The sequence below is a fragment of the Sulfitobacter sp. SK011 genome (assembly GCF_003352065.1).
In the GTDB taxonomy this organism is placed as follows: Bacteria; Pseudomonadota; Alphaproteobacteria; order Rhodobacterales; family Rhodobacteraceae; genus Sulfitobacter.
In genome coordinates this window covers 431,813-444,525 of sequence record NZ_CP025803.1, presented here as the reverse complement: position 1 = coordinate 444,525, position 12,713 = coordinate 431,813, and the positions used below count along the sequence as shown (strand labels likewise).

Below are 12,713 nucleotides of genomic sequence, written 5' to 3'. Positions count from 1 at the left end.
GCAAATATGCGCAATAATCGGATTGAGCGGTTGATCCAAAACCACAACAAGAAGTGGCACATCAAGGGAGACACACCATGCACTATTCCGCTATGCCCACCAACATTGCCCGCGCTTATCAGACGGGTATGGCTGACGCTTATGACAACGCGCCTGAACAAGCAGTCTCAAACGGGCCCGGCACGCCATGCCGGCATTGTCTAAAGAATATCCCGAAAGGCGCAGGCATGCTTATACTTGCTTATCGGCCTTTTGACGGGCTGCACCCATACGCTGAAACAGGGCCGATATTTCTATGCGCCGAACATTGCAGGCGCGGGGGTGGCGATGTCCTACCGCCGGTTTTAACCACCTCGCCTGCATATCTGGTCAAAGGCTATTCATCTGATGATCGCATCGTCTATGGCACTGGTGCGATTGTGAAATCAGCAGAGATTCCTGATCATGCGGCTCAGGTCTTGAAAGATCCTCGCGTCACATATGTCCACGTCAGATCCGCAAGCAATAACTGCTATCTGGCGCGGATTGATCGCGATTAACGGTCTTCAAGCAGGGCTTGTCCCGCTCGCTGGCTTTGGGCATAACAGACTGGCAATCTGCCCAGAGCCAAGGATCATTCGATGACCATATCAGCGCCCGAAACCCGGATCGTGAACACCTACCGCGTCGCCTGTGATGGCAGCGAAGGTGCGTTGGGCCATCCCCGTGTCTGGCTGCAAATTCCCCGCGATACCGGATGGGTCGAGTGCGGCTATTGCGATTGCAGGTTTGTGCATTCGGATTTTGAGGGAAAATCCTGATCAAAATGGCGACCTCTCCTACTGGACGGGTCAGACGGTACTTTTGAAAAGGCGAAGGACAACGATTTGCCTGTATCGCAGGTCGCATGTGATCCTTTGCAACAGACAACGCAGGAAAAGGAACGCAGCATGTCCCAGACATTTGGCAAAGGCCATCACCTGCATCTGATTGACGGCTCGGCCTTCATATTTCGCGCATACCATGCATTGCCGCCGCTAACGCGCAAATCTGATGGCTTGCCCATTGGTGCGGTTGCGGGCTTCTGCAACATGCTGCACCGCTATGTCGAGGGCAACACCGGCCCAGATGCGCCGACCCATGCCGCCGTTATTTTCGACAAAGGCAGCCATACGTTTCGCAATGAAATGTACGACCAATACAAAGCCAACCGCGATGCAATGCCCGAGGATTTGCGCCCGCAAATACCGCTGACCCGAGATGCGACAGTTGCCTTCAACATTGCCTGCAAGGAAAAAGAAGGGTTTGAAGCCGACGACATTATTGCAACCCTCGCGGTCCAAGCGCGCAAGGCTGGCGGGCGGTGTACGATCATCAGCTCTGACAAGGACTTGATGCAGTTGGTCGGGGACGGCGTCGAGATGCTTGACGCGATGAAGAACAAGACCATCGACCGGGAAGGCGTATTTGAGAAATTCGGCGTTTACCCTGAGCGGGTGGTCGATGTGCAGGCGCTGGCGGGCGACAGCGTTGACAACGTCCCCGGCGCGCCGGGCATTGGGGTCAAGACAGCGGCCTTGTTGATCAATGAGTATGGAGATCTGGATGCGCTTTTGGAGCGCGCGGGCGAGATCAAACAGCCCAAGCGCCGCGAGACCTTAATTGAGCATGCAGAGCAAATCCGGCTGTCGCGCCGCCTTGTCCAGCTGGACGAGAATACCCCGCTGGATTTCACCCTTGATGATCTTGAGGTAAAAGACCCTGACCCAGACAAGCTCTTGTCTTTCCTTGCCGAGATGGAGTTTCGCACCCTCTCTAAACGAGTTGCGGAAGTTCTTGGCCGAGAAGCTCCAGTAATTGAAGACACCCCTGTAACGCCTGATGCACCTGTTGCTGCGGATATCCCGTTTGACGCCGCTAATTACGAGCAGGTCGGTGATGCGGCTGCCCTTCAAAAGTGGATCGACCAGATTTACGAATTTGGGTACGTCGCCGTGGATACCGAAACCACCGGTCTGAATGAAATGACGGCAGAGCTGGTTGGCATATCCTTGGCGGTTGAGGCAGGGCGGGCCTGTTACATCCCGCTGATCCACAAAGCGCATCGCGGCGATGATCTGTTTGGATCCGATGATCTGGCCGAGGGGCAGATGGCTGTTGAAGACGTGCTTGGGATGCTCACGCCGGTGTTGGAGGATGCAAGTATCCTCAAGATCGGGCAGAACATGAAATATGATGCCAAGATATTTGCTCAGATCGGCATAACTGTGGCCCCCTTCGATGACACGATGCTGATGTCCTATGCGCAACACGCAGGTCTGCACAATCATGGCATGGATACGTTGTCAGAACGTTATCTGGGGCACACCCCTATCCCGATCAAACCGCTGTTGGGCTCTGGTAAATCCGCAATCACCTTTGACAAGGTGCCGCTGGAAGACGCTGTGAAATATGCAGCAGAAGACGCCGACATCACCCTGCGGCTTTGGCAATTGCTGAAACCTCAATTGCACATGGCGCAAGTTACAAAAGTCTACGAAACGCTTGAGCGGCCGTTGGTGCCGGTGCTGGCCGCGATGGAACGCTCTGGCATCAAAGTGGACCGCGATACATTGTCCCGCATGTCCAATGCCTTTGCCCAAAAGATGGCCGGGCTGGAGGATGAGATATACGGTTTGGCAGGCCGAAAGTTCAATGTCGGCTCACCCAAACAACTGGGTGAAATCCTGTTTGACGAAATGGCGCTTGAGGGTGGCAAGAAGGGCAAGACCGGGGCCTATGCCACAGGTGCCGATGTGCTGGAGGATCTGGCGACCGAACATGAATTGCCTGCGCGTGTGTTGGATTGGCGTCAGTTGAGCAAGCTCAAGTCCACCTATACCGATGCGTTGCAGGACCACATCAACCCCGATACGGGCCGGGTGCACACGTCTTATTCCATCGCGGGCGCTTCGACAGGCCGCCTCGCATCCACCGATCCAAACCTGCAAAACATCCCGATCCGGACCGAAGAAGGCCGTCGCATCCGCGAGGCATTTATCGCGGAACCGGGCAAGACACTTGTTGCGCTCGACTATTCCCAAATTGAGTTGCGTATTCTGGCGCATATTGCTGAGATCCCCGAATTGAAACAGGCCTTTGCGGATGGCATCGACATTCACGCGCTCACGGCCTCGGAAATGTTCGGTGTGCCCCTGGACGAGATGACCCCGGATGTGCGTCGTCAGGCCAAGGCGATCAATTTTGGCGTGATCTATGGCATTTCGGGCTTTGGCCTTGCCCGAAACCTGCGCATCCCGAGGGCCGAAGCACAGGGATTTATTGATCGCTATTTCGAACGCTTTCCCGGCATCCGAACCTACATGGACGACACCAAGGCGTTTGCCAAAGAACACGGGTATGTGCAGACGCTATTTGGCCGCAAGATACATACCCCCAACATCGGCGCAAAAGGCCCGCACGCCGGATTCGCCGCGCGGGCTGCCATCAACGCGCCGATCCAAGGCACCGCTGCCGACGTCATTCGCCGCGCTATGATCCGCATGCCGGATGCCATTACCGATCTGCCGGCAAAAATGCTTTTGCAGGTGCATGACGAATTGCTGTTCGAGGTGGACGAAGGATCCGAAGATGCGCTGATTGCTGCGGCCCGAGAGGTCATGGAAAACGCCAATGATCCAGTGGTAAAGTTGGATGTAAAACTGACAGTGGACGCAGGACAGGGCAAGAACTGGGCCGAGGCGCATTAAGGGTGACATGACCCCAATTTTCTATTCGTTTCGCCGTTGCCCATATGCCATGCGCGCACGACTGGCGATTGCGGCGGCTGGCATCACAGTCGAATTGCGGGAGGTGGTTCTGCGCGATAAACCCGCTGCTTTTCTAGCGGCGTCAGACAGCGGCACGGTTCCCTGCCTTGTCACGGATCAAGGCAACATCGACGAAAGCCTCGACATTATGAAATGGGCCTTGGCGCGCAACGACACAGATCATTGGCTGGATATGCGAGATACGGGCTGGGACTTGATCGCGCGCGCTGACGGTCCGTTCAAAGACGCATTGGACCGCACGAAATACGCCAGCCGTTATTCAGATACCGACGCCAAAGAACAGCGCGAGGTCGCTGCAGAATTTCTGACGGAATTGGACAGTAGGATCGCAGTTTGGATTTTTGAGCGTCCGAGTATTGCGGATTTTGCGATCTTACCTTTTGTCCGGCAATTCGCCTTTATCGACAAGCCGTGGTTTGATGCGCAACCATGGCCCGACCTGCAGGGCTGGCTGGACCGGTTTCTGGCGACGGATCAGTTTGAGAACATCATGTTGAAATACCCGCAATGGTCCGAGGGCGACGCGCCAACATTCTTTCCCGATTAACTGCGACGTTCGGACCTACCGGACCAATTTAGCGACCAGTTTCCGGGTCAGCGGGGCGATCACCAGAACAACCGGAAAAGCGATCATCCAACTGGCCAACCAACCGCCCATCCAGAGCACTGCAAAATCAGGGGCCAATCCCGCCGCTCTATATGTCGCGATGCCGGAAACCATCAGTGACATAAGACCCGACAGAATAAAGCCAAACAATATCGGTGCAAATCGGGCAGGTATCATAGGTCTTTCATCCAATCCAACGTGTCTTCGGTCCGTCCATTCGGGTGGTATTCTGCGCTGATCCAACCCTGATATCCGCTGGTCCTCATCCGGTCAAAGAGCGCTTTGAAATCAACCTCACCAGTTCCTGGGGGGCCACGATCCGGGGTGTCACCGACCTGAAAATGACGGACCAGATGGGCAAATTGATCAAAGACCGCAACCGCATCCCCATGGATCATTTGCGCATGATAGCTGTCAAATTGGAGCGCAACATTCGGCGCGTTGACCGCCACCAGAACATCCCGAGCAAGGTTGTAGTCGTTTAGGAAATATCCGGCCATCGCCACCCGGTTCAGCGGTTCAATCATCAACGTCAGATCGCCCGGTGCAACTTTTGCTGCCCATTTGAGGTTTTCAACAAACGTCGCTTTGGCCTCAGATCCGCCTGCAGCGCCAGCCATGACGTGCACCATGCTCACGCCCGAACCTATCGCATATTCAAAAACCAGTCGCATATCCTGCTGAAACCGGGCTCTTTTGCCCGGTACGGCGGCAAATCCACGTTCCCCATCCGCTTCATTTAGCGGAGGTGCGTTGATCAGCACCATTTCCAGATTGGTCCGCGACAGTGCTGCCAGAATGGCTTTCGCAGCAATATCGTAAGGGAACAACACCTCAACACCAGTGAACCCAGCCGCCGCAGCCGCGTCAAATCGCTCAAGAAAGGGTAATTCCGGCCATAAAAGGCTTAGATTGGCGGCACATTTCATCTTTGGAAGGGCCAACGTCAGGCTTCCGGCAACTCATCCGACGGGATGATGCCAAAGAATTCCCCGCCCGACCAAACACCAAACCAGCCTTCATGATGCACGCCCAAATCGACCAACCGGTAGAAACTCTTGCGGTCAATCAGCGCCTCAAGGTTACGGCGGATCCGCACATAGGGCGATGGCTCGCCTGTTTTTTCATCACGCACAACACGGATTGGCGCGTCCTGACCTGCGACACTGAAATCGCCCAAGTTGGTCTCAAACCGCAGGTCTTGTGCCTCTCCGGTCCCCTCAGCCTCAAAATCTACGGCGACAAAAGGTGCGTCTTCGACGGTGATGCCCACCTTCTCAACGGGCGTGACGAGGAAATACTTGTCCCCTTCGCGCCACAGAATCGTCGCGAACAATTTCACCAGTTCACGGCGTCCGATGGGTGTGCCCTGATAGAACCACGTCCCATCACGCTTGATCTGCATGTCCAGATCACCGCAAAACGGCGGATTCCACTTTTCCAACGGCGGCAAACCGCGCGTTTTGGCGGCTTTTGCCGACGCCACAAGGCTTTCAGCGGTTGGGGTAACGGTTTTTTGTCCGCTCATTGCTTTTGCCATTTCCTGTGACCGATATACACTTACACTGTAACGATATAACCCAAGGGACCTGAATGTCATGACCAAAGCCGAAGATATGGTAGCGCAAATCGAAGCGTTGGGCGAAAAGCTGGCTGAGGCAAAGAAGTCGATTACCAGTCGGTTTATCGGTCAGGAACGGGTTGTCGACCTGACGCTGACAGCGCTTTTATGTGGTGGTCACGGGTTGCTGATCGGTTTGCCGGGCCTGGGCAAAACCCGGCTGGTTGAAACATTGTCCACGGTGATGGGGCTGGATGGCAGCCGGGTGCAATTCACGCCCGATCTGATGCCAGCGGACATTCTGGGGTCCGAAGTTCTGGAAACCGGGGCCGATGGCGTCCGGTCCTTTCGGTTTATCGAAGGGCCAATTTTTTGCCAACTTCTGATGGCTGATGAAATCAACCGTGCCAGCCCACGCACGCAATCCGCGCTGTTGCAGGCGATGCAGGAAAAAACGGTGACCGTTGCCGGGCAGGACCGGGCATTGGGTGTGCCGTTTCACGTGCTGGCGACGCAAAACCCGATTGAACAGGAAGGGACATATCCCCTGCCCGAAGCACAACTTGACCGGTTTCTGGTGCAGATCGACGTCGCATATCCGGACCGCGACACCGAACGTGACATTCTGATTGCCACTACAGGCGACGTCGAAGCGCAGGCGACCCAGACTTTCACTGCCGCTGAATTGCTTGATGCGCAGCGTTTGCTGCGCCGCATGCCAGTCGGTGAATCCGTTGTCGAGATGATCCTTGATCTTGTCCGCGCCTTTCGCCCCGAAGAGGACGGTGCAAGTCAGCAAGTCCGTGAAACTGTCGCTTGGGGCCCCGGCCCGCGTGCCGCGCAAGCGCTGATTCTGGCGGTGCGCGCCCGTGCCTTGTTGCAGGGACGTTTGGCACCCTCGGCCGAAGACGTCATTGATATGGCGCGCCCGGTCCTGAGCCACCGGATGGCCTTGAATTTCGCGGCGCGGGCGCGGGGTGACAGCCTGTATGCGCTCATCGACGAAACTGCCGCCAATTTGTCCGGGGCAAAGGCCGCAGCGTGAACACCCCTGCAACCTTACGCGCATCTGCTGAACGTGAGGCCACCCGCCTGCCAGACCTGCTGGCGCGGGCCGAACATCTTGCTGGGGCGGTTTTGTTGGGTGCCCATGGGCGCAGACGCGCGGGCATGGGTGACGATTTCTGGCAGTACCGCCCGGCGCAGATGGGCGACAGCCGCCGGTCCATTGACTATCGCCGCTCGGCCATGGGGGATCAGGAATTTGTGCGCCAGCGCGAATGGCAGATTGCACAGTCAGTGATGCTTTGGGTCGATCAGGGTGCCTCGATGCGTTTCGCATCTGACGCAAATGTACCGCAAAAAGCGGATCGCGCACGCTTGCTGGGTCTGGCGCTGTCCATCCTGCTGCTGCGCAGTGGCGAACGGGTTGGGCTGACGGGTACCACCCTGCCCCCGCGTCGGGGCAATCCTCAGGTCCTGCGGCTGGCCGAGATGTTTTGTCGTGACGATGAGACCGATTACAGCCCCCCCGAACACCGCGCCATGATCCCCCATGCGCGGGCGGTATTTGTATCGGATTTCATGGGTAATCTGGCTGGGGTGCAACTGGCACTGACCAAGGCCGCTGATCGTGGCGTGCGCGGGGTGCTTTATCATGTGCTGGACCCGTCAGAGGAAGCGTTTCCGTTCACCGGACGCACCATTTTCGAAAGTATCGGCGGCACGTTAAGCCACGAAACGCTCAAGGCGAATGACCTCAAGGGGCGTTATCTTGAACGCCTTGCGGAACGTAAATTCGAACTTCAGCGGCTGTGCACCCTGACCGGATGGCAATATGGCCTGCATCACACGGATGCATCGGCGCAGTCCGCCCTGCTGTGGCTTTATGGTGCGCTTGATGCGCGGGCAGGTGTCGCAGCATGATTATCTTCGGGGGCATAGGCTTTACGGCACCCTGGTTGCTTGTCGCCTTATTGGCGCTTCCAATCCTGTGGCTGATCTTGCGCGCCGTGCCGCCTGCGCCAATCCGGCGTCGCTTTCCCGGTGTCGCATTGCTGTTGGGGTTGAATGACGATGAAACTGTATCGGATCGCACGCCATGGTGGTTGCTTTTGCTGCGGATACTGGCGGTTGCGGCGATCATTTTGGGGTTGGCGGGTCCAGTTCTTAATCCCCAGGCAGATCAGGCTGAGGGTAATGGGCCCCTGCTGATCGTCTTGGATGGCACATGGGCGGGTGCCCCCCGTTGGCCGCAACAGACCGAAGCGATTGAGGCCCAGTTGACCCGTGCCGGACGCGCCGGACGCACCGTTGGTTTCCTGGTCCTGACCCGGCCGGACATCCCGGCATTTCAATCTGCCGATGTTTGGCGTTCCCGGCTTGCTGGATTTGCCCCTGCTGCTTGGCAACCATCCCCTGCAGATCTCGAAAAAGCCGCAAAAATTATGGCTGACTTGCCGGCATTCGACACGCTTTGGTTCAGTGATGGGTTGGACTTTGACGGACGCGCTGTCGCTTTGGACGCGATGCAGGCACGGGGCAGTGTTGACGTCTATCAGACCGCCGCAAACGTGTTGGCGATCGCGCCTGCGCGGTACGAAGACAATGTTGTCAAGCTGGAGCTTAACCGCGCCGCCGCTGGACCTGAACGAGAGGTCGTTATCCAGACAGAAGGGCGCGACCCTGCGGGCAATGCCCGTATTCTGGCAACTGTCCCTGCGCTATTTGAACAAGGGTCCGTGAACGCAAGCGCCGAACTGGCCCTGCCTGCAGAAATGCGGGCGCGGGTGACGGGGTTCGTGATTGCCGGGCAACGCTCTGCCGGGGCGACAACGATTGTGGATGACGGGTTGCGCCGCCGCGAAGTTGCACTGATTGGCGGGCGCAATGACCGCGAGGGCCTGCAACTTCTGTCGCCCTTGCACTACATCGAGCAGGCGCTGGCACCAACCGCTGATCTGATCGACGGATCACTTGCCGATGTATTGCCAGCCAACCCCGATGTGATCGTGCTGGCCGATATTGCGACACTCTCAGAGGCCGAAGCGGGGCCGCTGATGGACTGGATTGACAGTGGTGGCATGCTGGTCCGTTTTGCTGGCCCCCGCATTGCCGCAAGCGACATCAGCCGGATTGACGAAGACCCGCTGATGCCCGTGCGCCTTCGGGCCGGCGGGCGCAGTGTCGGAGGCGCGATGTCATGGGGGGAGCCAAAATCGCTCGCACCATTTCGGGACACATCACCCTTTTTTGGTCTGAACGTCCCGGACGATGTCGTGGTCTCTGCACAAGTTGTGGCGCAACCGGATCCCACTTTGGCAAACCGTGTCATCGCCTCGCTCAGTGATGGGACGCCTTTGGTCACGCGCAAACCTGTTGGCCAGGGTCAGATTGTGCTGTTTCATGTAACGGCAACGGCAGAATGGTCCACTTTACCGATTTCGGGCTTGTTCGTCGAGATGATGGAGCGGTTGGCGGTGTCCTCTGCGGCCGCGACACCGGACGCCGGTGATCTGGTGGGCACGACATGGACGCCACTACGGGTGATGGATGGCTATGGCGTTCTGACAGATGCGGGAAATCTGCCCGGTGTGAATGGCCCTGACCTGATCAACGCCCCAGCAGGGCCGCGGATGCAACCCGGGATTTACGGGTCCGGTGACCGACGTTTGGCGCGCAATGTTTTTACGGGCGAGAGCATGCTGACGCCCGCAACATGGCCCGCCAATGTGACCGTGCGCGGCCTTGCCGTGGCCCCGGAACAGCCCATCGCCGGTTGGCTGCTGAGCCTTTCGATCTTGCTGCTTCTGGCAGATGTTGTCGCTTCACTGGCGCTGTCGGGCCGTTTGTTGACCCGCAGCAATGCGGCGGCGGTGGTCTTGCTGGCGCTGCCTCTCATTGGTCAGCCGATCACAGGCCATGCCCAAACCAACGCAGATGCTTTCGCCCTTGAAGCCACAAACGAAGTGTCACTGGCGCATGTCATGACGGGCAATGCTCAACTTGATGAGATCGCCCATGCGGGGCTCGTGGGCCTGTCAGACACGCTTTTCTTTCGCACCTCGGTCGAACCGGCTACACCAATCGGTGTTGACCTCGAAACGGACGAACTGGCGTTTTTCCCGATCCTTTATTGGCCGATCACACCAGATCAGCCGCGCCCCTCTGCCGAGGCTTATGGCAAGCTGAACGAATATCTGCGATCTGGCGGGTTGATCGTTTTCGATACCCGCGACGCGGATACTGCGCGTTATGGGGCCGCCAGCCCCAATGGCCGCAAGCTGCAGGAACTTGCCGAACCGCTTGATATTCCACCGCTTGAACCGCTGCCTGCCGATCATGTGCTGACCCGAACATTCTATCTGTTGCAGGATTTTCCGGGCCGCTACATTAGCCGCGATGTCTGGGTTGAGGCATCCCCACCTGATGCCGAACGCATCGAAGGGATGCCGTTCAGGAACCTCAACGATGGTGTGACGCCGGTGATCATCGGCGGCAACGATTGGGCCGCTGCTTGGGCCGTGCGCAGTGACGGCGCACCCCTGTTGCCCATCGGGCGCGGCTATTCCGGTGAGCGGCAGCGCGAGTTGGCCAATCGGTTTGGTGTGAACCTCGTCATGCATGTGCTGACGGGCAACTATAAGTCAGATCAGGTGCATGTTCCCGCCCTGCTGGATCGGTTGGGACAATGACGGCAACCATTGTCTTTGACCCGTTGGTTCCCTTGTCACTGCTGATTGTTGTGGCGATTATTGCGGCACTTGGCGTTGTATTGGCTGGATTGCGGGGGCTGCAGGGCTGGGCGTTGCGCGGATTGGCGGCACTTGTTATTCTGGGTGCCCTTGCAGGGCCATCATATCAGCAAGAAGACCGCGCACCGCTCAGCGATATTGTGCTGCTTGTCGAAGACAACAGTGCCAGCCAGAAACTGGGCGACCGCGCAGATCAAAGCGCCGATGCCGCCAATGCCATCGCTGCCCAGATCGCCGCGCGACCCAATACCGAGGTGCGCCGTGTCTCTGTGCCGGATGGTGCGGGGGATGCGGGCACCGAATTGATGACTGCCATTGCCGATGCGCTGGCCGAAGAACCCCGCGCGCGGGTTGCTGGCATCCTAGCGATCAGCGATGGCCGCGTGCATGACGCCGATTTGCCTATCGACCTGCCCGCGCCCATGCATGTGCTTCTGTCGGGGCGAGCGGATGATTGGGACCGCCGCCTGACCGTGCGCAATGCCCCTGCATTTGCCATCATCGGTGAAGCGGTGACGCTTACCCTGCGCATTGACGATTTGGGGGCGGCACCTGCCGGGCAAACCCTTGCAGCCCTCGATATTTCCATCGACGGCGAACCGGCACAGACGTTCCGTGTCCCGATTGGCGAGGACATTACCCTTCCCGTCACGCTGCCCCACGGGGGGCGCAATGTGATCCGCTTTTCGCTGCCCTTCGCAGACGGCGAGTTGACGGACCGCAACAATGCCGCGCTGATCCAGATGAACGGCGTGCGTGACCGCCTGCGCGTGCTGTTGGTCAGCGGCGAGCCGCATCCGGGCGGGCGCACATGGCGCAACCTGCTGAAGTCTGACAGCTCTGTCGATCTGGTGCATTTTACCATTCTGCGCCCGCCCGAAAAGCAGGACGGCGTGCCGGTTGGCGAACTGTCCCTGATCGCATTTCCCACCCGTGAATTGTTCATGGAAAAAATCGACGATTTCGATCTGATCATATTTGACCGCTACAAACGGCGCGGCATCCTGCCCGGCCTCTATCTTGAGAACGTGGCGAATTATGTGCGCAAAGGTGGGGCGGTGCTGGTTGCTGCTGGCCCCGATTTTGCCAGCGCAGACAGCCTTTATCGGTCGCCCTTGGGGTCGGTGTTGCCTGCCACACCTTCCGCGCGGGTGTTTGAGGATCCCTTCCTGCCAACGGTCAGCGATTTGGGCAAGCGTCATCCCGTTACGGCGGGGTTGCCCGGCAATGGCGATTGGGGTCGCTGGCTGCGCCAGATTGATGTCGCCGAACCACAGGGAAATGTGGTTCTTGAAGGGATCGAAGGGCGGCCGCTTTTGATCCTGAACAGAGTTGACGAAGGACGCGTGGCGCTCTTGGCATCGGATCATGCATGGCTTTGGAGCCGGGGCTATGAAGGGGGCGGACCACAGTTGGAACTGCTGCGCCGCCTGGCCCATTGGATGATGAAAGAACCCGAGCTTGAGGAAGAAGCGTTGACCGCCACCGCTGAGGGTCAAAGCATGCGCATCACGCGCCGGACCTTGGGCGAAACCGCCCCCCCGGTCATTGTTACGGCACCCGATGGCAGCACCAGCGCGGTTGATCTGACACCCAACGGACCCGGTACATTTGAGGGCACGTATCAAGGGCCTGATATTGGCCTTTATCGCCTGGAAAATGGCGATGAGACGTCGGTGATCGGCCTTGGCCCTGCCGCACCACGTGAATTTGTCGAAACCATCGCCGATGCAGTGGCCTTGGCACCTGCAATTTCCGCATTGCGCGGTGGTGTTGTGCGACTTGAGGATGGATCACCGCGGTTGCGCAACGTGCGCGCAGGTCGTCCCGCTGCCGGGCGCGGATGGCTGGGCCTGACCCCGCGCGGCGCATATGAAACCCGCGATGTGCGCCAGACGCCGATCCTGCCGGGATGGTTGGTATTGCTGCTCAGCGCCGCTCTGATCACCGGCGCGTGGCTGCGTGAAGGGCGGCGATGATCG

At 58.2% G+C, this 12,713-nt stretch carries 11 protein-coding genes; 8 read left to right on the top strand and 3 right to left on the bottom strand.

The window, feature by feature from the left end; all coding sequences use genetic code 11:
* Window positions 1-77: 77 nt before the first annotated feature.
* The 4 genes from C1J02_RS02105 (at window position 78) to C1J02_RS02090 (ending at window position 4,356) form a co-directional block, all read left to right on the top strand.
* Window positions 78-539 carry a DUF1203 domain-containing protein gene (locus C1J02_RS02105; protein ID WP_114876929.1) on the top strand — a complete coding sequence of 154 codons (462 nt, stop codon included), beginning with the start codon at window positions 78-80 and terminating at the stop codon, window positions 537-539.
* Between the two features lie 81 nt (window positions 540-620).
* The gene (locus C1J02_RS02100; protein WP_114876928.1) at window positions 621-800 is read left to right on the top strand and encodes a zinc-finger domain-containing protein; all 180 of its coding nucleotides are present in this window, start codon (window positions 621-623) and stop codon (window positions 798-800) included.
* 129 nt (window positions 801-929) lie between these two features.
* Window positions 930-3,728, top strand: coding sequence for a DNA polymerase I (gene polA, locus C1J02_RS02095; RefSeq protein ID WP_114880319.1), 2,799 nt, complete (start codon window positions 930-932; stop codon window positions 3,726-3,728).
* A 7-nt stretch (window positions 3,729-3,735) separates the two neighbouring features.
* Window positions 3,736-4,356 (top strand): glutathione S-transferase, encoded by a 621-nt coding sequence (locus C1J02_RS02090; protein WP_114876927.1) that lies wholly within the window; start codon window positions 3,736-3,738, stop codon window positions 4,354-4,356.
* Between the two features lie 15 nt (window positions 4,357-4,371).
* Here C1J02_RS02090 and C1J02_RS02085 read toward each other — a convergent pair whose 3' ends face one another.
* Genes C1J02_RS02085 through C1J02_RS02075 form a run of 3 tightly spaced genes read right to left on the bottom strand, consistent with a single transcriptional unit; the run spans window position 4,372 to window position 5,944 of the window.
* Window positions 4,372-4,593 (bottom strand): DUF2798 domain-containing protein, encoded by a 222-nt coding sequence (locus tag C1J02_RS02085; RefSeq protein WP_114876926.1) that lies wholly within the window; start codon window positions 4,591-4,593, stop codon window positions 4,372-4,374.
* Window positions 4,590-5,345, bottom strand: a complete 756-nt coding sequence (locus tag C1J02_RS02080; RefSeq protein WP_114876925.1) for a hydroxypyruvate isomerase family protein — start codon at window positions 5,343-5,345, stop codon at window positions 4,590-4,592. Before C1J02_RS02080 ends, C1J02_RS02085 begins: the two co-directional genes overlap by 4 nt.
* A gap of 17 nt (window positions 5,346-5,362) precedes the next feature.
* Window positions 5,363-5,944, bottom strand: coding sequence for a DUF1285 domain-containing protein (locus tag C1J02_RS02075; RefSeq protein WP_114880318.1), 582 nt, complete (start codon window positions 5,942-5,944; stop codon window positions 5,363-5,365).
* A gap of 70 nt (window positions 5,945-6,014) precedes the next feature.
* Here C1J02_RS02075 and C1J02_RS02070 point away from each other — a divergent pair, with 70 nt between their 5' ends.
* Genes C1J02_RS02070 through C1J02_RS02055 form a run of 4 tightly spaced genes read left to right on the top strand, consistent with a single transcriptional unit; the run spans window position 6,015 to window position 12,710 of the window.
* Window positions 6,015-7,022: a MoxR family ATPase gene (locus tag C1J02_RS02070; RefSeq protein ID WP_114876924.1), complete on the top strand. Its 1,008-nt coding sequence runs from the start codon at window positions 6,015-6,017 to the stop codon at window positions 7,020-7,022.
* Window positions 7,019-7,903 (top strand): DUF58 domain-containing protein, encoded by an 885-nt coding sequence (locus tag C1J02_RS02065; RefSeq protein WP_114876923.1) that lies wholly within the window; start codon window positions 7,019-7,021, stop codon window positions 7,901-7,903. Before C1J02_RS02070 ends, C1J02_RS02065 begins: the two co-directional genes overlap by 4 nt.
* Entirely contained in the window at window positions 7,900-10,671 is a 2,772-nt protein-coding gene (locus C1J02_RS02060) for a DUF4159 domain-containing protein (RefSeq protein WP_114876922.1), read from the top strand. Before C1J02_RS02065 ends, C1J02_RS02060 begins: the two co-directional genes overlap by 4 nt.
* The gene (locus C1J02_RS02055) at window positions 10,668-12,710 is read left to right on the top strand and encodes a hypothetical protein (RefSeq protein ID WP_114876921.1); all 2,043 of its coding nucleotides are present in this window, start codon (window positions 10,668-10,670) and stop codon (window positions 12,708-12,710) included. The genes C1J02_RS02060 and C1J02_RS02055 overlap by 4 nt, the downstream gene beginning before the upstream one ends.
* Window positions 12,711-12,713: the final 3 nt, after the last annotated feature.

Bases quoted from the DNA above. Each gene is read 5' to 3' on its own strand.
- C1J02_RS02105 (WP_114876929.1), top strand. From the start codon at position 78: ATGCACTATTCCGCTATGCCCACCAACATTGCCCGCGCTTATCAGACG.
- C1J02_RS02100 (WP_114876928.1), top strand. From the start codon at position 621: ATGACCATATCAGCGCCCGAAACCCGGATCGTGAACACCTACCGCGTC.
- polA (WP_114880319.1), top strand. From the start codon at position 930: ATGTCCCAGACATTTGGCAAAGGCCATCACCTGCATCTGATTGACGGC.
- C1J02_RS02090 (WP_114876927.1), top strand. From the start codon at position 3,736: ATGACCCCAATTTTCTATTCGTTTCGCCGTTGCCCATATGCCATGCGC.
- C1J02_RS02085 (WP_114876926.1), bottom strand. From the start codon at position 4,593: ATGATACCTGCCCGATTTGCACCGATATTGTTTGGCTTTATTCTGTCG.
- C1J02_RS02080 (WP_114876925.1), bottom strand. From the start codon at position 5,345: ATGAAATGTGCCGCCAATCTAAGCCTTTTATGGCCGGAATTACCCTTT.
- C1J02_RS02075 (WP_114880318.1), bottom strand. From the start codon at position 5,944: ATGAGCGGACAAAAAACCGTTACCCCAACCGCTGAAAGCCTTGTGGCG.
- C1J02_RS02070 (WP_114876924.1), top strand. From the start codon at position 6,015: ATGACCAAAGCCGAAGATATGGTAGCGCAAATCGAAGCGTTGGGCGAA.
- C1J02_RS02060 (WP_114876922.1), top strand. From the start codon at position 7,900: ATGATTATCTTCGGGGGCATAGGCTTTACGGCACCCTGGTTGCTTGTC.
- C1J02_RS02055 (WP_114876921.1), top strand. From the start codon at position 10,668: ATGACGGCAACCATTGTCTTTGACCCGTTGGTTCCCTTGTCACTGCTG.